Raw genomic sequence first — 20,835 nt, 5'->3', positions numbered from 1 at the left:
GGGATAACCTGCTGTAAATACGAGAAAAAGGAGCGCGCAGCCGCGAGTCCGTGCCTGCTGTGCGCAGCCTGGAAAAACTAAAACATCGGGGCCTGGGGGGCTGACATGGGAAGCGGGGACAAGCCACAGGCTCGGTCGCCGCAATACCCCTGTGGGAGCGGGCTTGCTCGCGAATACGGTGTAACAGTCGCCATCAACATCGACTGATCCACCGCATTGGCGAGCAAGCCCGCTCCCACAGGGTTTGGTTTACACAATCAGTTCCGGGTCAGAGCCGCCGTTTGCGGGTGAGGCTCGGGATGGTGGTTTGCGGAATGACCACGTGCTGCGCCTCTGGCGTGGTGCTGAGCGCCAGCGCCGCCAGCGTCGGCTGGCTGAACAGCGCTCGGGCGTCGGTGTGCAAACCGCTCTGACGCATGCGCGCCACCAGACTCACCGCCAGCAACGAATGCCCGCCGAGTTCGAAGAAATTGTCGTGCCGTCCGACCTGCTCGACGCCAAGCACCTCGCTCCAGATCCGCGCCAGCGTGGTTTCGACTTCACCCTCGGGCGCCACGTATGGGCGGTTGATCACCGCATCTGCCCCCGGTTCCGGCAGGGCTTTGCGATCGATCTTGTCGTTTGGCGTCAGCGGCAACGCGTCGAGCAGCACAAACGCGCCCGGCACCATGTACTCGGGCAAACGCTCCAGCACATGGCCGCGCAAGGTTTCCAGCGATGGCGCGTCGATGCCGGCGCGCAGGGTGTACCAGGCCACCAGACGCTCATCGCGGACCATCACCACCGCTTGGCGGATCGCCGGATGTTCGATCAACCGTGCCTCGATTTCCCCCGGCTCCAGGCGCAAGCCCCGCAGCTTGATCTGGAAGTCGTTGCGGCCGAGGAATTTCAGTTCCCCATGATTGTTGTAGCGCGCCAGATCCCCGGTGCGGTACAGGCGATCGCCGGCAACAAACGGGCTGTCGATGAAGCGCTCGGCCTGCATCTCCGGCAAGCCGTGGTAACCGCGCGCCACGCCGACGCCGCCAATGTGCAACTCACCGCTGACGCCTTGTGGCACCGGTTGACCGTACGCATCGAGCACGTACAGGCGGGTGTTGCTCAACGCCTTGCCGATTGGCACCACGTTTTCCGGCACTGGCATGTCCGGTTCCAGCGTCCAGCCCGTGCTGTCCACCGTGGTTTCAGTCGGGCCGTAAACGTTGTGCAACCGCACCCACGGCAGGCGATCGCGCACCTGCCGCGCCAGCGCCGCACTGAGTTCACCACCACCGTTGAGCACATCGGTGAGGCTGGTGCACTGTTCGACACCGTCCTGCTCGATGAACTGCTGCAATAGCGCCGGGACGAACTTGACCACCGTTACCTGCTGCTCACGAATGGTCTGCACCACATACGCCGAATCGCGGTTGCCATCCGGTCGCGCCAGTACCAGACGCATCCCCGAACACAGCGGCCAGAAGATCTCCCACACCGAACTGTCGAAGCTGAACGGCGCTTTTTGCAGCAGCGCGCCGTGTTCGGTCGGCGGCGAAATCTGCGAGCCCCAGTGCACCATGTTGCAGGCGCTGCGATGCTCGATCATCACGCCTTTCGGCAATCCGGTAGAGCCCGAGGTGTAGATCATGTAGGCGAGGTTCGAAGCACTCAGGCCCGGCACCTGCAGATTGTCTGACGGCTGCTGCTCCCAACTGCCGTGATTAAGATTGATCGTCGTCACACCCGGCTCGCCGAGCAATTGCCGCGTGGCGTCATGCACCAGCAGTGCGACCGGCGCGCTGTCCTGCAACATGTAGTTCAGACGCTCCAGCGGATAGTCCGGATCCAGCGGCACATAGGCGCCGCCAGCCTTGAGGATGCCGAGCAAACCAACGATCAGATCCAGTCCGCGCTCGACGCAGATTGCTACGCGCGAGTCCGGTTGCACGCCGAGTTCACGCAGGTGATGGGCCAGACGACTGGCGCGCTGATTGAGCTCAAGGTAAGTCAGGGTTCCCTGCGCGGATTGCAGCGCGATGGCGTCCGGCTTATGCCGCACCTGCGCTTCGAACAACGCGTGCAGTGGCTGCTCCAGCGGACAATCGACCTCGGTGACGTTGAAGGTGATCAGCAAACGTTGCAACTCCTCGGCTTGCAGGATCGGCAAGCGGTTCAACAGTTGTTGCGGCGTCTGCTCCAAGGCCTGTACCAGGCCGCTCAACGCGGTTTGCATGTAGCCGCAAATCCGCTGCGCGCCGATCTGCACCACGGCCCTGCCGGTGAGGCGCAAGCCGTTGCCAAAATCATCCACGCTCATGGTCAGCGGGTAATTGGTGCGCTCCTCGTTGGCCAGGGTTTCGATGCCTTGCCAGGCATGGCTGGATGGCTCCAGCAGTTCGGACTCGTCACTGTGCCGATAATTGAGCAGCGCGCTGAACAACGGTGACGGCGAGGCGACGCCGCTGCAGCGCTGAGCCAGTGCCAGCGACGCGTGCTCATGCCCGAGCAGCGCGGTCAGCCGCGCATGGGTGGCGCGCACGGCGTCGAGCACCCCCGCATCGACATCGATGCGCAACGGCAAGCTGTTGATGAACACGCCCAAGGCCCGGTCAGCACCCTCGCCCCCCTGCATGCGCCCCATCAGCACGGTGCCGAACACCACACGCTGCTGGCCGGACGTCGCTGCCAGCACCCGCGCCCAGGCCAGATGAATCAGGCTCGCCACGCTGACTCCGGCCTGTCGCGCCTGGGTGCGCAAGCGCTGATAGACGTCAGCCGGCAACGCCTGCTGCGCTTCGTCGATGCCGCGCCCGTCGCCCTGCACTTCCTGCAGGCCGAATGGCAGGGTCGGCTCATCAATGTCCGCCAGTTGCGCGCGGAAAAACGCCTCGTGTTCCTGCTCGCTGACGCCCAGCCGCGTCTGCGCCACGTAATTGCGATACGGCACCGGCGGCGCCAGCGCCACGACCTGCCCCGACAGACTGGCCTGCATTTCGCTGCGCATCACTTCGAGGGCGATGTGATCCATCGCCAAGTGATGGAACAGCAGAATCCCCACCACCCGATCCAGCGCCGGATCACGGGCATACACCAGGCGCATCAGCGGCGCCTGGCTGACGTCGAGGCGATAACGCCGGGCGTTGAAGCGCTGGTGCAACTGATCGATGATCGGGCCATTGGCGGGGTTCAGTTCGACCTCCTGCAACGGCAGAATCGCTTCGCGCCACACCACCTGCACCGGGGTGCTCAGGCCTTCCCAGAGCACCGAAGTGCGCAGAATGTCGTGGCGCGCCATGACTTCTCGCAACGCTGCGGCGAAAGCCTCGACGCGCTCAAGACTGTCGAACGCCAGTTGCGATTGCAGCAGGTACGGATCGCCCTGCTCAGCGGTGATGTGGTGGTAGAGAATGCCTTCCTGCAGCGGTGCCAACGGGTAGATGTCCTGCACGTTGGCGGCGCCGCCCGGTACCGTCGCAACGATCCGGTCGAGGGTCGGCTGATCCAGTTGCAGCAGGGTCAGCATATCCGGGGTGATGTGGGTGCAATCGGCGGCGATGCGGTTGGCCGGCACTTCGATCTCCCGACCGCTGCCGACCGAAGCCGCCAGCGCCGCCAGGGTCGGCTGACTGAACAGCACGCGCACGTCGCTGCTCAGATCGAGCTGACGCATGCGCTCGATCAGCATCACCGCCAGCAACGAATGCCCGCCGAGTTCGAAGAAGTGATCGTGACGCCCGACCCGCTCGACTTGCAGGACTTCGGCCCAGATCTGCGCCAGGGCGATTTCGACCTCACCCTGCGGCGCTTCGTATTCGCGGCGGATCAGATCGTCCGGCCCGGGCGCCGGCAACGCCTTGCGATCGACCTTGCCGTTGGCGGTCAGCGGCAGCGCCGACAGACGCACATAGGCGCTCGGCAGCATGGCGCTGCTCAGGCGAGTTTTCAGTTGCGCGTGCAGCTCATTGATGTCCAGCGGCGCCTGCTCGGTGAACCACGCCAGCAATTGCCCGTCGCGCACCAGCACCACCGCTTCGCGCACCGCTGGATGGCTGGCGAGTGCGCTCTCGATCTCCCCCGGCTCGATCCGGATGCCACGGATTTTCACCTGATCATCGTTGCGCCCCAGATACTCCAGATTGCCGTCGGCGCGCCACCGCGCGAGGTCGCCGGTGCGGTACAGGCGCGCGCCCGGTTCAGCACTGAACGGATCACGCAGGAAGCGTTCGGCGCTCAGCTCTGCGCGGTTCAGGTAACCGCGCGCCACCCCGGCCCCACCGACGTACAACTCGCCCGTGACGCCCAGCGGCACCGGTTGCTGCTGCTCGTCGAGCAGATACACCGTGGCGTTGCTCACCGGTTTGCCGATGTGCAGCGCCTGCCCGGCGTCGATACGTCCCGAGGTCGCCACCACCGTGGCTTCGGTCGGCCCGTAGTTGTTGATCACCTCGAACGATGGCTGACGCGGGAACTGGCGCAGGCGATCGCCACCGATCAGCAGCGTGCGCAATGTTGGGTGATCGAGCTGGCGGCTGAACGCGTATTCGGCGATCGGCGTCGGCAAAAAACTCACGTCCAGCGGCTGCGCACGCCACCAGTCGAGCAGCGCATCGATGTCTTCGCTGCCCTCGCTGACCGGCGCCAGGTGCAGGGTCGCGCCCACGCACAGCGCCGGCCAGACTTCCCAGGCCATCGCATCGAAACCGAAACCGGCCAGGCTTGAAGTATGGCTGCCGGCATGCAGGTCGAAGACATCAGCGTGCCAATCGACCAGATTGCACAGGGTGCGGTGCTCGACCATCACCCCCTTGGGCAGGCCGGTCGAGCCGGAGGTGTAAATCACATAAGCGAGGTTGGCCGGGGTCAGCCCCGGCACCTTCGGCGCGTCGACCCGGCCAACCGACCAACTCGGCTGATCCAGCTCGATCACCGGCACCGACAACGCCGGCAAATGCCCGCGCAGCGCGCGCTGGGTCAGCACCGCGATGGGCGCGCTGTCCTCCAGCAGGTAGCTCAGGCGCTCGGCTGGATGCGCCGGATCCAGCGGTACATACGCGGCGCCAGCCTTGAGGATCGCCAACAGTCCGACCAGCGTGTCGAGGCCGCGCCGGGCAACGATCGCCACCCGGTCATCCGGGCGCACCCGGAGATCGAGCAGATGATGAGCCAGCGCGTTGGCGCGTTGATTGAGTTCGGCATAGGTCAGGCTTTGCCCCTGATCAACCACCGCCAGCGCCTGCGGCCGCAGCGTCGCCTGCGCTTCGATACGTTGCTGAAGGGTCGTCGGCGCCGGGTAGTCCACCCGCGTGGCATTCCACTGTTGCAGCCGCGCGGTTTCTTCCGGCGTGCTCAGATCGAAATCCGCCACCGCCAGATTCACCGCTTCCAGTCCCTGCTCCAGAATCAGCAACCAGCGTTCGGCCAGTGCCTTGACTTCATCGGCGTTGAAATACGCCTCGCTGTAGATCAGGTACAGCCGTGCGTCGTCATTGGCCAGATTGCTCAGCAAGTGCACCGCCAGCGGTGTGGCCTCTTCGACGTTCGAGGCCTTGATGATCCGTCCCGACGCCTCGCCGTAGCGATAATCGTGAGTGCCCTGCTCGTAGGAAACAGTGACTTCGAACAGCTGCGAGCGCTCCTCCCGCAGCAGGCCAAGGGCGCGGTTCATCTCACTCACGGGGAAGCGCTGATGGCGGAAATCCTTGCGCAGTTCCTCACGGATCGCTCTGACCAGTTCAGCGAACGTGCAGTGGCGACCGAAGCCCATACGCACCGCACTGACCTGGGCGAACAACCCAAGCGTGGATTTGAAGCGCGCGCCGGAGCGGTTGAGAATCGGCAATCCAACCACCCATTCGTCACGTTGTGCGGTGCGGCTGAAGTAGACATGCAGCGCCGCCAGCAACACATGGAACGCCGACGCGCCGAACGCTCGGGCCACCTGCTGCATGCGCTCGTGCAGCAACGCCGGCAAGGGCTGCGCGTAGACCTGCGTCTGCGCGGTTTGGCCGGCCAGGCTCTGCTGATGCCGTGGTAGCAACAGCGGCTCGGGCGTTTGTCGGTACTTGTCCAGCCAGTAGGCGCGATCCTGCGCATAACGCGGCGACGCGTGATAGCGCGCATTGTCCTCGATGAAGTCGATGTACGACGGCGCCGCGACCGGTGCCGGTTGGCCGTGCGCCAGCGCGTTGTAGATCTCGTCCAGCGACTTGAACATTTCGCCGAAGCCCCAGCCATCGACGATCAAGTGATGCGCCTGCACGGACAGCCAGTGTCGCTGCTCATCGAGGCGGATCAACAGAAAGCGCAACAGGCAGCCGCCGTCCAGCACAAAGGGTTGATCGATGCGTGCTTGCACCAATGCCCGCGCCGCCGATTCCGGGTCGCTGTGCGCCGACACATCGTCGATCGGCATCGGCACCGCTACTGACCGGGCGAACTGCTGCAAAGGCAGGCCATCGGCGCCGGCGCCCGGCAGCAGAATCGTGCGCAGCGCGTCATGCCGGGCTACCAGTGCTTCCAGCGCAGCCTGCATCCGCGCCGAATCCAGCGGCCCGCTGAGGTCCAGGTAGCCGCCGATGTTGTACAGCGGCGAATCCCCGCGACTCAGCTGATCCAGCCAGATATCCAGCTGCGCAGCGGTCAGCGGATACGTCTGGAGCGATGCGGACGGCGTGGCCACCGCAGGGGCAGAAATAGGCGGCATAAGATCCTTCTCATGTGATTTTGCGCCTATTCAAGCATCGGCCCTGATGCCGACATGACACGTAAAACCCGGACAACCCCGCCCCGGGGGCTGGCCTGTCAGCGCTTGTAACCCCTGATTGGGTGGGAACCCACTAAAAGTTCGGAGAGGAAACACTGAAAATCCTGTAGGAAAAATGCCACACACCAGCGCTGCCATCGACCTGCGTTGTGACCTCAAAAAAACGCAACTGCCCCGGTTTTCAAGGTCTTGCCGTGACCAGACAGTCACGCGATGCGCAACACCTGTCGCAAACGGCGTCAGAAGCCCGGCGCCAACTTTCAGAAATGATGGCACTTTGTGTCCCTGTTTTCCCCTACAGACGTAGGACAAATCCATAGGCTTAAATCCCGCCCCAGATCAGTTTCAAGGAGAGACGATTGCGTGGGCGGCTTTTGCATAAACAGCGGACGACTCGGTGATGACTCGGAACCAGGGATGACAAGGATATGAATCTGACCGGCAGCATTCGCAACATGGAAAACCCGCATTTCTACTGGCAACTGGGGGAACTGATTGCCAGCACCGGCGACGATCATTTCGCCAGCAACCTGTTCCAGTTGGTCGACACCCTGGTGCCGGTCAATCGCGTCGATCTCAGTGAGTGGACGCTGGACGAACGTCAGGCCAGCGTGGTCGAGATCAAGGCGCTGGGCAGCGCCGGACTGCCGCAGACCTTCCCGCCACCGGACCCGTTGAAAAGTCCGGACGATCATCCGTTGTTGCAGAAGATGATCGAGATGAATGATTCCCTGCTGATTCAACTCAAAGCGTCGCTCCAGCCGCAACATCCGCAGCACAGCGTGCACCAGTGCAATCTGGTGTCCCGCACCTCTAATCGCCGCTGTGTCATCTCGTTCTACCGACCGCATACGCAACGGGTGTTTTCCCTGCCGGAACTGTCGTTTCTCAAAAGCCTGTCCGACACGCTGTTGCCGCTGATTGAACGGCACGCGCAGCTCAGTCGGCAGATCATCGCCAAACAGCCACGCCTGCCCTTGGCCGATCTGGAGCAAGCGCCGTTGCAGCAGGTGTTCGACGAACGTCTGGCGCTGGGCGGCATCGTGCTGTCGGCCCGAGAGAAAGAAGTCTGCCTCGGTTTGTTGACCGGCGGTACCGTGCCGCAACTGGCCGAGAAGCTGCGGGTCAAGAGCAGTTCCGTCGAGACCTACCTCAAGCGAGCGACCGCCAAACTGGGGGTCAGCGGACGGCATGGTCTGGCGCGCTGGATGGCCGGGGCATAACCGCGCGGTCGTGGTTCAACGGTGTTTGATGATGGTGTGGGGACGCAGTGCCCGGCACGTGTTTTTTCTGCATGAGAGCGTTCGATGCTGCGCATTTCCCTGCTGTCCCTCGCCGCCCTGCTGGCCGGTTGTTCGTTGATTCCCGAGTACCAGCGCCCTGCCTCACCGAGCGCTGCGCAGTACCCGCAAGGCGCGGTTTACCCGGCACCGACACCCGCCGCAGCGCGCACTGAAGACTGGCGCACGCTGTTCAACGACCCGGCGCTGCAACAGTTGATCGAAAGCGCGCTGGTGAACAATCGCGATCTGCGGGTGGCCGCGCTGAACGTCGAGGCGTTTCAGGCACAGTACCGCATCCAGCGCGCCGATTTGCTGCCGGCGGTGTCGGCCAATGCCAGCGAGTCGCGCCAGCGCATGCCGCCCAGCGTGACCCGCAGCAAAGCCATGATCAATTCGACCTATGCGGTGAATCTGGGCGTCAGTGCCTATGAACTGGATTTTTTCGGCCGAGTGCGCAGCCTCAGCGAGCAGGCGCTGCAAACCTGGCTGGCGACCGAACAGGCGCGGCGCAGTGCCGAGCTGAGTCTGGTGGCCAACGTCGCCAATGCCTACCTGAACTGGCGCGCCGATCAGGAGTTGCTCGAACTGACGCGCCAGACCCTGGCCGCCGATCAGCAAAGTCTGCGCCTGACCACGCGCAACCGTGAGGCCGGCAAGTCTTCGGCGCTGGAACAGGCGCAGGCCAGGACCAGCGTTGACAGTTCGCGGGCCAATCTGGCGCGATACAAACGCCAGGTGGCGCAGGATCTCAACAGCCTGACGCTACTGGTTGGCGCTCAGGTCCCCGAGCAACTGCCGGCGCAACCACTGGCCAGCGATCTGGTTCAGCAATTGCCGGCCGGGTTGCCGTCGGACCTGCTGCAACGGCGCCCGGACATTCTCCAGGCCGAGTACAAACTGAAAGCGGCCAACGCCAATATCGGTGCAGCGCGCGCGGCGTTTTTCCCCAGTGTCAGCCTGACCGCCAGCGCCGGCACCTCCAGCCGCGATCTGTCCGGCCTGTTCAGCGCCGGCTCCGGGGCGTGGACGTTCCAGCCGCAAATCAACCTGCCGATTTTCAACGCCGGCAGCCTGCGCGCGAGTCTGGATTATTCGAAATTGCAGAAAGACATCGCGGTCGCCGAATACGAGAAATCGATTCAAACCGCGTTTCAGGAAGTTGCCGACGGCCTGGCAGCGCGCAGCACTTATCAGCAGCAATTGCAGGCACAGCGCGATCTGGTGCAGGCGACTCAGGACTACTACAACCTGGCGCAACACCGTTATCAGAATGGCGTCGACAGCAGCCTGACGTTTCTTGATGCACAGCGCTCGCTGTTCAGTTCACAGCAGGGGCTGATCACTGATCGTCTTGCGCAGCTGGTTGCCGAGGTCAACCTGTACACCGCGCTGGGCGGCGGCTGGCAGGCCAATGAGGTCCGGGTTCAGTAGCCCCTCGTCACTTTTTCTTACACCTTTTGTCGCCCGATCCGACGCCGTGCGGCGATCCGTGGCCGGCGTCTGCCGTCAGTTTGGTATCATGCGCCGCTTTTACGGTTAACCCCCCGCCAGTCCTGCCGACTGACGGGCTGCAAAAGGCGGTATTAGATGACGGCTTTGTTGACTCGCCGCAAGGTGCTTGCGGGAATGGGCGTGCTGGGCCTGGGCCTGCTCGCCGGCTGCGACACCCGTGGCCAACTGTCGTACAAGTACGGCAAGGACCTGAGTGATAAGATCCTCGGACGCACCTTCAAGCTGAAGAACACCGACGGCGAAACCATGACGCTGTCGAGCTTTCGCGGGATGATGCCGATGATCTTCTTCGGCTTCACCCAATGCCCGGCGGTGTGCCCGACCACCCTCGCCCGCGCCGCGCAAATCAAGAAGCTGATGGGCAAGGACGGCGACCGTCTGCAGGTGATCTTCATCACCCTCGACCCGGAACGAGACACGCCGCAGATCCTCGACGCCTACGTCAAAGCCTTCGACCCGAGCTTCGTCGCACTGTACGGCACGCTGGAAGAAACCCAGGCCACCGCCAAGGAATTCGACGTGTTCTTCGAGAAGGTGCCGGCCGGCGACACCTACACCATCTCCCACACGTCCACCAGTTACGTCTACGACTCGCGCGGCCAGTTGCGCATGGGTTTGTCTGTATCGCTTTCGGCACAAGAGTGCACGGAAGATTTGCTCACCGTTATGGAGGTCTGCTGATGCACCCCGTTTTGAACAACATCAAACGCGCCGTTTTCGCCCTGTCCCTGCTGGGCCTGGCGTTTCAAGCCTCGGCTCAGACCAAGGTCGATGATGCCTGGGTGCGTGCGACCGTGCCGACCCAATCGGCCAGCGGCGCGTTCATGACCGTCACCGCCGACAGCGACAGCAAACTGCTCAGCGTGGCCTCGCCAGTGGCCAAGGATGTGCAGATCCACGAAATGTCGATGAAGAACGACGTGATGAGCATGGGCCCGGTCAAGTCGGTCGACCTGCCGGCCGGCAAAGCCGTCGCCTTCGACCCTAACGGCTACCACGTGATGCTGATGGGCCTGACCGGCCAGCTCAAGGAAGGCGAAAGCGTACCGCTGACCCTGACCGTGGAAAACGCCAAGGGCGAGAAAGAAACCGTCGAAGTCAAAGCCGAAGTCCGTGCGCTGACGCACATGGAAGGCCACGATCACAGCAAGATGCATTGATCTGACTTGGCGGTAATAAAAAGGGGCGGCCTGATTGATGATCAGGTCGCCCCTTTTTTATCGCGCATGTCAGCCGCGCTTGCGGGCCAGTGCATTGCGCACGCTTTCTCTCGACATCCCCGAGCGCGATGCCGCCGCAGTTTTCTCCACGGGCGCCGCCGCCAATTGCTGTTTGCGCTTCAACACCTGACGCCAGTGATAGCCGAAATATCCGGCTGCAACGAAAAATCCCGGCCAACCGAAAATCGAACCGACGAAGAACCACAGCCCAAGCGTGATCAGCACGGATTTCGAGGTGAACAACTTCAGGCCGTCATCGACGGGCACCGTTTCAACCGGTACCTGCTGCGCCACTGGAATCTGCTGCACTCCATCCAGATCAAAGCGCAATGAGAAATCCGCCCCCGGTACCTGGACATTTATCTGATTACCTTCAGCGGTATGCACCCGCACTTCGCCATTGACGACCGACACCGAGTTGAAACTGATCTGGGTTTCGTGATGAATCTCGCCGTTGACCAAGGTCACGACCGTTCGTTGTTTGCCATTGGGGGTGTCGCGCATGTCGATTCCTTGAGAACTCCACGTCGGACGACGTGCGAAGGGAAAATCCGTTGGGCTCGAATGCTACTGAGTGGCCATCAGGCTGTCCAGAAACAGCCACAGGTTTCAACGCTTTGGCGAGCCGTTATCAGCTCCCCGCGCCGCCATGCGCCTCTTCAAAGAAGTAATCCTTCCAGCTGCCGGCCTTGTTCTTCAGCACGCCCAGTTCCTGCAATTTCTCGGCATAGATAAACGTGCGCTGCGGCACCACCGTGAAGTCGATTTCCGGGTCTTTGACGATCTGTTCGACCAGCGCCAGCGGCAGCTTCGACTGTTCGACGCGGATGTACGCCTGGGCGGCGGCGGGTTTGTCGGCCTTGATGATTTTTTCCGCTTCGGCCAACGCGTCGTAGAACGCCTTGTAGGTCCTGGGATTTTCGTCGTGGAATTTTTCCGTGGTGTAGAGCACGTTGAACGTGGCCTGACCGCCGAGCACGTCGTAGGAACTCAGCACTTTGTGCACATTGGGGTTTTGCAACGCCTGATACTGGAACGGCGGGCTGGAGAAGTGCGAGTTGATTTCCGAACCGCCGGCAATCAGCGCCGCCGTGGCGTCCGGGTGCGGCAGGCTGACCGAGATGTCATCAAATTTCTTGTACTGATCATTGCCGAATTCCCTGGCCGTTTCGATCTGCAGGGTCCGCGACTGGAACCCCACGCCCGCCGCCGGCACGGCGATGCGATCCTTGTCGCTGAAATCCTTCAGGGTCTTGATGTTCGGGTTGTTGGTCAGCAGGTAATTGGGCATCGAGCCGAGCGAGGCAATCGCCTTGACGTTCTGTTTGCCACGGGTGCGATCCCACACGGTGAGCATCGGCGGCACCCCGGCGGAGACCACGTCCAGCGCGCCGGTCAGCAGCGCTTCGTTCATCGCAGTGGCGCCGGAGATGCTGTTCCAGTCGACCTTGATCTCCAGCCCCTGCGCCTTGCCATGTTTTTCGATCAGTTGCTGATCACGGACCACATCGAGAATCAGATAACCGATGCCGAATTGCTGGGCGATGCTGATCTTGCCTTCGGCTTGGACGCCGGCGCTGAACAGCAGACTGCCTGCCAGGGATGCGGCCAACAGAGTCAGCGCAGAACGTTTGAACGGTATGGCCATGACAACCTCGCAGCTGGGTGGATTGGCTGAAAGGCCGAACTCTATCGCTATAAAAAACAGAAATTAAATACCGTTATCGAATATCAATAGCACGCTCGGGTTTGGCGTCGCGCGCTGATTTAAACAGCCTGAAACAATAAATCTGCCATCGGTTACACGCTGTGCGTCAGCCGCCATTGGGCTGACACCGACGCCAGTCAAGGCCTCAAGCCCTGCGCCGTGCCTGCGAGAGCGGATCAGCCGGTAGTTTAAAAGGGCGATCAGACAGCCCACCCTTGGTATCATCGCGCACACTTTTATGACGGTTTGATGGCTGGAAGGTCTTTGTTTGTGAGCGTTTTATTGCGTTGGTTGCGGCAGCCGCATGCCCGCCTGTTTTCCCTGATTCTGCTGGTGCTGATTGTACCGGTGTGCCTGCGCGCGGCGTTGGGCTGGTCGTCGTTGCTGGGCTATTTGTCCGACCTGGCAATTGGCAGTTTGCTGGTGCTGGTGCTGCATCGTCGTGCGTGGTGGCTGGCGTTGCCGTTGTTGCTGTTCTGGGGATTGCTGGCGCTGGCGACGGCGGAGCTCGTCAGCGCTGTCGGCCGGTTGCCGAACCCATCCGACCTGCATTACCTGATTGACCCGCAGTTCGTGGAGAACTCCACCGGTGGCGGCTTTGCCCATCCGGCGCTGAGCGTGGCCCTGTTGCTGGCGCTGCTGCTCTGGTTGCTGACGCGTTTCGCCAATCGCGCGCAACCCGCTGCTGCTCTGCCCCGTGCCGTGTGGGCCGCACCGGCGCTGCTGTTCGCCGCGCACTGGGGCGTGCAAAACCAGTGGCCGAACGATGAAGACCCGTGGCGCGTGTACAACCTGCCGCATCAGTTGCTCGCCTCGCAAGTCGCCGAGCTGCAGTTGCAGGCCGAGGAATGGCTGGACGGTGACGTCGAACCCGCCGCGCCACAGATGGCCGGGCTGACCGATCTGGATCTCAATGGCCACAAGCTGCTGGCCGCACCGGGTCAGGCGCGCAATGTGCTGATCATCGCCCTGGAAGGCATTCCCGGCGCTTACATCCGCGCCAATCGCGAGGCCATCGGCAGCCGCTATCAGGAAGATCTGATGCCCAATCTCAGCCGCTGGGCCGAGCGCGGCATGAACACCCCGGATTACGTGCTGCATACGCACCAGACCATTCGTGGCCTGTACGCCATGCTCTGTGGCGATTACGACAAGCTCAACAACGGCACGCCCAAAGGCGTGGAAATGCTCACCCAGCAGGAGCGCAATCAGGCCTGCCTGCCGGCGCAACTGCGGCAGAACGGCTTCAGCACTCACTACCTGCAAGGCGCCGGTCTGCGTTTCATGGCCAAAGACAAGATCATGCCGCACATCGGTTTCGATGCGACCCATGGTCTGGAATGGTTCAGCAACGCCAACTATCTGGAGTTTCCGTGGGGCAAGGATGACAGGGCGTTCTTCGAAGGCGCGCTGGATTACGTCGGCCAACTGAAGAAGCAGAAGCAACCGTGGATGCTCACTCTGTTGACCGTCGGCACGCACCAGCCCTACTCCGCACCGGAAGACTATCTGGCGCGCTACGAGACGCCGAAACAGGCTGCCGTCGGTTATCTCGATGATGCGCTGGAGCAGTTTCTCAGCGGTCTCGAACGCCAGGGCGTACTGAAAGACACGCTGGTGGTGATCACCTCGGACGAATCCCACGGCATTGATGGCGTGCGTCTGGCGTCGTCCTGGGGTTTCAACCTGACTCTGGCACCGGAACACGAGCAACTGCCGCGACTGAATGCCGGGGTCTACGGTCATGTCGATCTGAGCGCATCGATCCTCGACTATTTCGATCTGCCGGTGCCGTCGGCGCTGAGCGGCCGTTCGCTGTTCCGCGACTACGACAGCGGACGCGAAATCATGTCCTACACCAACGGCAAACTGCGCTACCACAATGGCCAGGGGATCTTTTCCGAGTGCGACATGCCGCGCCGCTGCCGTTACTACGAAAGCGCCGGGTTCATTGCCGAGCGGGCCACCTTCAAGGGCAATGAAAGCAGCCAGCAGGCCCGGCAGATTGCCGCGCGGGCCATGGCGCTGGACCTGTCGCTGCTGCGCACCCCGCTCAATCAGCGTTACCAGTTCGGCAGCAACAACGTCATCCCGCTACAGGCGCAGATCAAGGATGACTGGGCCGATAACCTGATCGGTGCGCAATACCTGGAAATGCCCAAGGGTTCGCACACTCGTGTGCGCCTGACCGTGCGCTCGGTGGACCCGCAGCAGGCGGCGTACATTCAGCTCAAGGCCAAGGAGTTCGAACAGGACGTGCAACTGGGCCTGCCGACCGAGATGGTCGCCACGGCCGATCAGCCGCTGGAGATGGATTTCAGCTTCGACAACCCGCAGCAACGCAAGGCCTTTTCGTTTCACTTGCTGGGTTATGGATTGGGTGCGGTCGAGGTCACGGATTTCAGTGTGATTACTGAATTGCCGGGGCAGGAAGATCCGTTGGATGCGTTGCCGGATGATGAGACTGTGCAATCGAGTTGAAATCAGGGAAGGGACGGATTGGCTGGATCCGTCCCTTTACGTTTACTCACGGAGCTTAATTTCAAATTTACCTGTTATTTTCCCCTCATCAGAAAAATCAAAATCGATATCACCTGAAACAGCGTATGGAAATCCTTCTCTTCGTAAAAACGTCACCCTTGCCCGCCCTGACTTAATAAGCTGGTAATTGCCATTGTCATCAGCGGTCCAACTCAAGTCACCCTTGTAGCACTCCACATCATGAGGGCCGTCTCCGACCAGGCTCCGTGGAACGCAGAAAGCAACATGACCTCGTTCATTGTCGTCAACTCCAATAATGAAAAAGTCGTTTCTTGCTACATAGAGTACCGCGTTCCCCTTCGTCGCAGACACGAACGGTCTTTTACCAACAGATGCATTGAAAACACCGTCGGAGACGCGACCAACCTCCTGCAACAGCGCATCAAGTTGCTCCTTTGTATTAATTGATTTGTTCATCCGAATGCATTCCAAAATAGTTTTATCGTGATGAATGGCTCTCAAAAATCTTGAGACCGTTGCTTCCGCTGACAAAGCTAATGCGCCATTACTTCGAGCGCTACTGTCATATCTGACAGGCCGCTAGCCCAATTCGAAATAAAAAGTTCAATATTTAAAATCATTAACGGCGCTATCAAACCAGTTTTCGGCAAAGTATCAGGCAGCTATGGAATAGATCCGCGTTACCAGGGTCTCGAAAGACTGCGCCTATCACGCCCCAATAGTCGGCCTATTAGCTGACTGCCCAAGTCGGGTCTAGCCTTACTAGTCCGAAGCCGGCACGAGCCGGCCGCACAAGACCTGATAAGGACTCGAACATGGCAAACGAATCGAAATGCCCGTTCAACCACGCCGCCGGTGGTGGTACGACGAACCGTGACTGGTGGCCGAATCAACTGAACCTGAAGATCCTCAGCCAGCACTCGCCCAAGTCCGATCCGCTGGGCAAGGACTTCGACTACGCCAAAGCCTTCCAGAGCCTGGACTTCCAGGCCCTGAAACAAGACCTGCGTGCGCTGATGACCGACTCGCAGGACTGGTGGCCAGCCGACTTCGGCCACTACGGCCCGCTGTTCATCCGCATGGCCTGGCACAGCGCCGGCACCTATCGCACCGCCGATGGCCGTGGTGGCGCCGGCTCCGGGCAACAGCGTTTCGCTCCGCTCAACAGCTGGCCGGACAACGTCAGCCTCGACAAAGCGCGGCGCCTGCTGTGGCCAATCAAACAGAAATACGGCCGCAATATTTCCTGGGCCGACCTGATCGTGCTCACTGGCAACGTTGCACTGGAATCCATGGGCTTTAAGACCTTCGGCTTCTCCGGTGGACGTCCCGATGTGTGGGAACCGGACGAAGACGTGTATTGGGGTTCGGAGCGCGAATGGCTTGGCGGCGACAGTCGCTACGGCAAAGACAAATCGGCCATGCAAGAGCCCGGTGACGGTACGCTGGTGGCCGAACCGGACTTGCACGGCAAAGAGCAAAGCCGCACCGATCAGGGCGAACGCAATCTGGAAAACCCGCTCGCAGCGGTGCAGATGGGCCTGATTTACGTGAACCCGGAAGGCCCCGAGGGCAACCCGGATCCGGTGGCTTCGGGCCGCGATATCCGCGAAACCTTCGGCCGCATGGCCATGAACGATGAAGAAACCGTGGCCCTGATCGCTGGCGGTCACGCCTTCGGCAAGACCCACGGCGCCGGCCCGGCCGACAATGTCGGACCTGAGCCGGAAGCGGCCGGCCTGGAAGAACAGGGCCTCGGCTGGCGCAACGCATTCGGCACCGGCAAAGGCGCCGACACCATCACCAGTGGCCTCGAAGTCACCTGGACCACGACCCCGACTCAGTGGAGCAACAATTACCTGGAAAACCTGTTCGGTTTCGAGTGGGAACTGTTCAAAAGCCCGGCCGGTGCGCATCAGTGGAAACCAAAAAACGGCGCCGGGGCTGGCACCGTTCCCCATGCGCACGATCCGAGCAAAAAGCTCTCGCCGACCATGCTCACTTCCGACCTGGCGCTGCGTTTCGACCCGATCTACGAGCCGATCGCCCGTCGTTTCCTGGCCAATCCTGATCAATTGGCCGACGCCTTCGCCCGCGCCTGGTACAAACTGATCCACCGAGACATGGGCCCGTTGTCGCGCTACCTCGGCCCGGAACTGCCGAACGAAGAACTGCTGTGGCAGGACCCGATTCCCGATGCCACTCACCCACTGATCGACAGCAACGATGCGGCAGCGCTGAAAAGCAAAGTGCTGGCTTCCGGCCTGTCGGTGTCGCAACTGGTGTCTACCGCCTGGGCCGCGGCATCGACATTCCGTGGTTCGGACAAACGGGGGGGCGCCAACGGCGGACGTCTGCGTCTGGCCCCGCAGAAATTCTGGCAGGCCAACCAGCCGGAGCAACTGGACAAGGTGCTGAAGACCCTTGAGGGCATTCAGAACGAGTTCAACGCCGGCTCATCCGGCAAGAAAGTCTCGCTGGCGGATCTAATCGTGCTGGCGGGTAACGCCGGGGTCGAGCAAGCGGCGAAAAACGCCGGGCACTCGGTTTCTGTGCCGTTCAATCCAGGACGCACCGACGCGACTCAGGAGCAAACCGACGTCGAGTCGTTTGGTTTCCTCGAACCGATTGCCGACGGTTTCCGTAACTACAGCAAGGGCAAATACACCGTGTCGGCCGAAGCGCTGCTGATCGACAAGGCGCAACTGCTCACCCTCTCCGCTCCGGAAATGACTGTGCTGGTCGGTGGTCTGCGTGTGCTGGGGGCCAACGTCGGGCAAAGCCGGCATGGCGTGTTCACCTCGCGCACGGAAACCCTGAGCAACGACTTCTTCACCAACCTGCTGGACATGGGTGTGGAGTGGAAACCGACGTCGGCAGCGGCGGACGAGTTCGAAGGACGCGACCGTAAAACCGGTAGCGTGAAGTGGACGGCGACGCGGGTTGATCTGGTGTTTGGTTCCAACGCGATCCTGCGCGCGCTGGCCGAGGTGTATGCGAGTTCTGACGCGAAGGAACAGTTCGTCAAAGACTTCGTGGCGGCGTGGGCCAAGGTGATGGAGCTGGATCGATTCGACCTGAAATAACGGAAAACGCAAAAACCTGTGGGAGCGGGCTTGCTCGCGAATGCGGTATACCAGTCGACATCTCCGTGTCTGACACACCGCGTTCGCGAGCAAGCCCGCTCCCACATTTCGTTATGCGTTACGCCAGGCTTTTGCTCACCACTTCATATACATCGCTGGACAGCTGACCGGAAGCCAGAATCCGCTCCAGCTCCGCCTTCATCAACGCCTGACGGGCGCTGTCGTATTTACGCCAGCGGGTCAGCGGCGCCAGTTGGCGCGAAGCAATCTGCGGGTTGAAGCCGTTTAGTTCGATCACCAGATCCGCAAGGAAGCGGTAGCCCGAACCGTCGGCGGCATGGAAGTTGATCAGGTTCTGCCCGGCAAACGCACCGACCAGCGCACGCACCTTGTTCGGGTTCTTGATGTTGAACGCCGGGTGCTGCATCAGGGCCTTGACCCGCGCCAAACCGCCCGGCAGTGTGCTGCCGGCCTGCACGCTGAACCACTGATCCATGACCAGCGGGTTGTCCTTGAAATGCTCGGCGAAAGTCGCCAGCGCTTTGGCCTTCTGTTCTTCGAACGGCGAGTTGACCAGCACCGCCAACGCGGTGAGGCGCTCGGTCATGTTGTCGCTGTTTTCGAACTGTTCCTGCGTAGCGGCCAGCACTTCGGGCTTGCCGCTGAGCATCAGGTACGACAGCGCAATGTTCTGCAGCGCGCGACGGGCAAAGTGCTCGGCCTCGGCCACATACGGTGTCTGCTTCGACAAATCGCGGTTGGCCTGATAACGCAGCCACAGCGCTTCGAACAGGTTGTCCGCCAGTTGCTTGCGGGCAAACTCGCGAGCGGTGTGGATCGCCTCGACATCCGCCACTTCGCTGATTTCGGTCAGATACGCTTCGCTCGGCAGCGAAAGCATTTCGGCGACCATGGCCTGATCCAGCGACTCGTCAGACAGCACGGTTTTCAGCGCCGAGATCAGACGCGGATCGAGCACCAGGCTCTCGCCCTTCTGCTGCTGGGCGATCAGCTCCTGCAGGATCTGCACCGACAGCTGCTGACCGGCATCCCAGCGGTTGAAGCCGTCGCTGTCGTGCTGCATCAGGAACATCAACTGGTCGCGGTTGTACGGGAAGCTCAGTTTCACCGGTGCCGAGAAACCACGCAGCAACGACGGCAGCGGCTGTTCAGCGATGTCGACGAAGGTGAAGGTCTGCTCAGCCTCGGTCACCGAGATCACGCGGGTGGTGCCTTGCGCCAATGCTTCACCGGCCAGACGCAGCGCGATCTCGTGGCCTTTGCTGTCGAGCAGGCCGAGTTCAACCGGGATCACGAACGGCAGTTTTTCCACCTTGTCCGGAGTTTCCGGGCAGCTCTGGCGGAAGGTCAGGCTGTAGGTTTTCGCCGCGGCGTCGTAGGACTCGCTGACCGCCAGACGCGGCGTCCCGGCCTGGCTGTACCAGCGTTTGAACTGGGTCAGGTCGACACCGTTGGCATCTTCCATGGCCTTGACGAAGTCGTCGCAGGTCACGGCCTGGCCATCATGGCGTTCGAAGTACAGGTCACTGCCCTTGCGGAAGCCTTCGGCGCCCAGCAGGGTGTGAATCATGCCGACCACTTCCGAGCCTTTCTCGTACACGGTCAGGGTGTAGAAGTTGGAAATCTCGATGAAGCTGTCCGGGCGCACCGCGTGGGCCATCGGGCCGGCATCTTCGGCGAACTGGTGGGTACGCAGGTACGCCACGTCCTGGATGCGCTTGACCGTGGCCGAGTTCATCTCCGAGGAGAAACCGGCGTCGCGGAACACGGTGAAGCCTTCCTTGAGCGACAGCTGAAACCAGTCGCGGCAGGTCACGCGGTTGCCCGACCAGTTGTGGAAGTATTCGTGGGCGACGATCGCCTCGACCCGCTGGTGCGCGGCGTCGGTGGCGGTTTCGGCGCGGGCCAGCACGGCGCTGGAGTTGAAGATGTTGAGGCCCTTGTTCTCCATCGCGCCCATGTTGAAGTCGTTGACGGCAACGATCATGAAGATGTCAAGATCGTACTCGCGACCGTAGACCTCTTCGTCCCAACGCATCGACTTCTTCAGGCTGTTCATCGCGTGCTGGCACTTGTCGATGTTTTCCGGCTCGACGTAGATGCGCAGCGCGACATTGCGATTGGTCATGGTGGTGAAGGTGTCTTCGACACACCACAAATCACCGGCCACCAGCGCGAACAGGTACGCCGGTTTCATGAACGGGTCTTCCCAGGTCGCCCAGTGTCGGCCGTCTTCGCCAGGGCCAGAGGCAATCGGGTTGCCGTTGGACAGCAGCACCGGATAGCTGTGCTGCTCGGCGACCACTGTGGTGGTGAACTTGCTCATCACGTCCGGGCGGTCGAGGTAATAGGTGATCTTGCGGAAGCCTTCGGCCTCGCACTGGGTACAGAACATCGTGCCGGACTTGTACAGGCCTTCCAGCGCGGTATTGGTTTCCGGGTGAATCCGGACGCTGGTGTCGACGGTGAAGCTGGCGCTGGCCGGCTGCAGGGTCAGGGTATTTTCGCTCAGCTGATAATCGCCGACGCTCAGTTCCTGGTCGGCCAGGGTTACCGACAGCAGTTCCAGTTGCTGGCCGTCGAGCACCAGCGGCGGCAGGCCCGGGCCACGCTCCGGGTTGCGGCGCATCACCAGTTGCGCGTGGACCAGGCTGTGGTCCTCGAACAGCTCGAAGGTCAGGTGCGTCTCGTCGATCAGGTACTCGGGCGCCTGATAGTCCTTCAGGTAAATCATCTTCGGTTGTTCGGTGCGCATGCTGGA

11 protein-coding genes are annotated in these 20,835 nt (G+C 61.5%); 6 read left to right on the top strand and 5 right to left on the bottom strand.

The genetic code is table 11. From position 1 onward, the window contains the following. Nucleotides 1-268: 268 nt before the first annotated feature. Entirely contained in the window at nt 269-6,682 is a 6,414-nt protein-coding gene (locus tag V3W27_RS18715; RefSeq protein ID WP_330207244.1) for an amino acid adenylation domain-containing protein, read from the bottom strand. A 488-nt stretch (nt 6,683-7,170) separates the two neighbouring features. Between V3W27_RS18715 and V3W27_RS18710 the strand changes: the two genes are divergently transcribed. The 4 genes from V3W27_RS18710 (at nt 7,171) to V3W27_RS18695 (ending at nt 10,697) form a co-directional block, all read left to right on the top strand. Next, complete coding sequence (locus V3W27_RS18710; RefSeq protein ID WP_225138690.1) at nt 7,171-7,965, top strand: helix-turn-helix transcriptional regulator; 795 nt, start codon at nt 7,171-7,173, stop codon at nt 7,963-7,965. A gap of 84 nt (nt 7,966-8,049) precedes the next feature. Next, on the top strand, nt 8,050-9,456 hold the full coding sequence (gene adeC / locus V3W27_RS18705; protein ID WP_330207243.1) for an AdeC/AdeK/OprM family multidrug efflux complex outer membrane factor: 1,407 nt from the start codon (nt 8,050-8,052) through the stop codon (nt 9,454-9,456). 156 nt (nt 9,457-9,612) lie between these two features. Next, nucleotides 9,613-10,218: an SCO family protein gene (locus V3W27_RS18700; RefSeq protein WP_047599796.1), complete on the top strand. Its 606-nt coding sequence runs from the start codon at nt 9,613-9,615 to the stop codon at nt 10,216-10,218. Beyond that, nucleotides 10,218-10,697, top strand: coding sequence for a copper chaperone PCu(A)C (locus tag V3W27_RS18695; protein WP_330207242.1), 480 nt, complete (start codon nt 10,218-10,220; stop codon nt 10,695-10,697). Before V3W27_RS18700 ends, V3W27_RS18695 begins: the two co-directional genes overlap by 1 nt. Before the next feature lie 69 nt (nt 10,698-10,766). Here the strand turns inward: V3W27_RS18695 and V3W27_RS18690 are convergent, their stop codons facing one another. Beyond that, the gene (locus tag V3W27_RS18690; protein WP_330207241.1) at nt 10,767-11,261 is read right to left on the bottom strand and encodes a hypothetical protein; all 495 of its coding nucleotides are present in this window, start codon (nt 11,259-11,261) and stop codon (nt 10,767-10,769) included. Between the two features lie 127 nt (nt 11,262-11,388). Further along, nucleotides 11,389-12,405, bottom strand: a complete 1,017-nt coding sequence (locus V3W27_RS18685) for an ABC transporter substrate-binding protein (RefSeq protein ID WP_330207240.1) — start codon at nt 12,403-12,405, stop codon at nt 11,389-11,391. 309 nt (nt 12,406-12,714) lie between these two features. Between V3W27_RS18685 and V3W27_RS18680 the strand changes: the two genes are divergently transcribed. Beyond that, the gene (locus V3W27_RS18680) at nt 12,715-14,946 is read left to right on the top strand and encodes an LTA synthase family protein (protein WP_330207239.1); all 2,232 of its coding nucleotides are present in this window, start codon (nt 12,715-12,717) and stop codon (nt 14,944-14,946) included. 42 nt (nt 14,947-14,988) lie between these two features. On the opposite strand, the gene V3W27_RS18675 is transcribed toward V3W27_RS18680, so the two are convergent. Further along, a complete protein-coding gene (locus V3W27_RS18675; RefSeq protein ID WP_330207238.1) occupies nt 14,989-15,423 on the bottom strand; it encodes a hypothetical protein in 435 nt (144 codons plus the stop codon). A gap of 359 nt (nt 15,424-15,782) precedes the next feature. Here V3W27_RS18675 and katG point away from each other — a divergent pair, with 359 nt between their 5' ends. Next, on the top strand, nt 15,783-18,053 hold the full coding sequence (gene katG / locus V3W27_RS18670; protein ID WP_247268498.1) for a catalase/peroxidase HPI: 2,271 nt from the start codon (nt 15,783-15,785) through the stop codon (nt 18,051-18,053). A 118-nt stretch (nt 18,054-18,171) separates the two neighbouring features. On the opposite strand, the gene pepN is transcribed toward katG, so the two are convergent. Beyond that, nucleotides 18,172-20,829, bottom strand: a complete 2,658-nt coding sequence (gene pepN, locus V3W27_RS18665; RefSeq protein WP_330207237.1) for an aminopeptidase N — start codon at nt 20,827-20,829, stop codon at nt 18,172-18,174. Nucleotides 20,830-20,835 lie beyond the last annotated feature (6 nt).

Source organism: Pseudomonas sp. AM14(2022) (assembly GCF_036346455.1).
Lineage (GTDB): Bacteria > Pseudomonadota > Gammaproteobacteria > Pseudomonadales > Pseudomonadaceae > Aquipseudomonas > Aquipseudomonas putida_A.
This window is presented reverse-complemented; position numbering and strand designations above follow the sequence as displayed.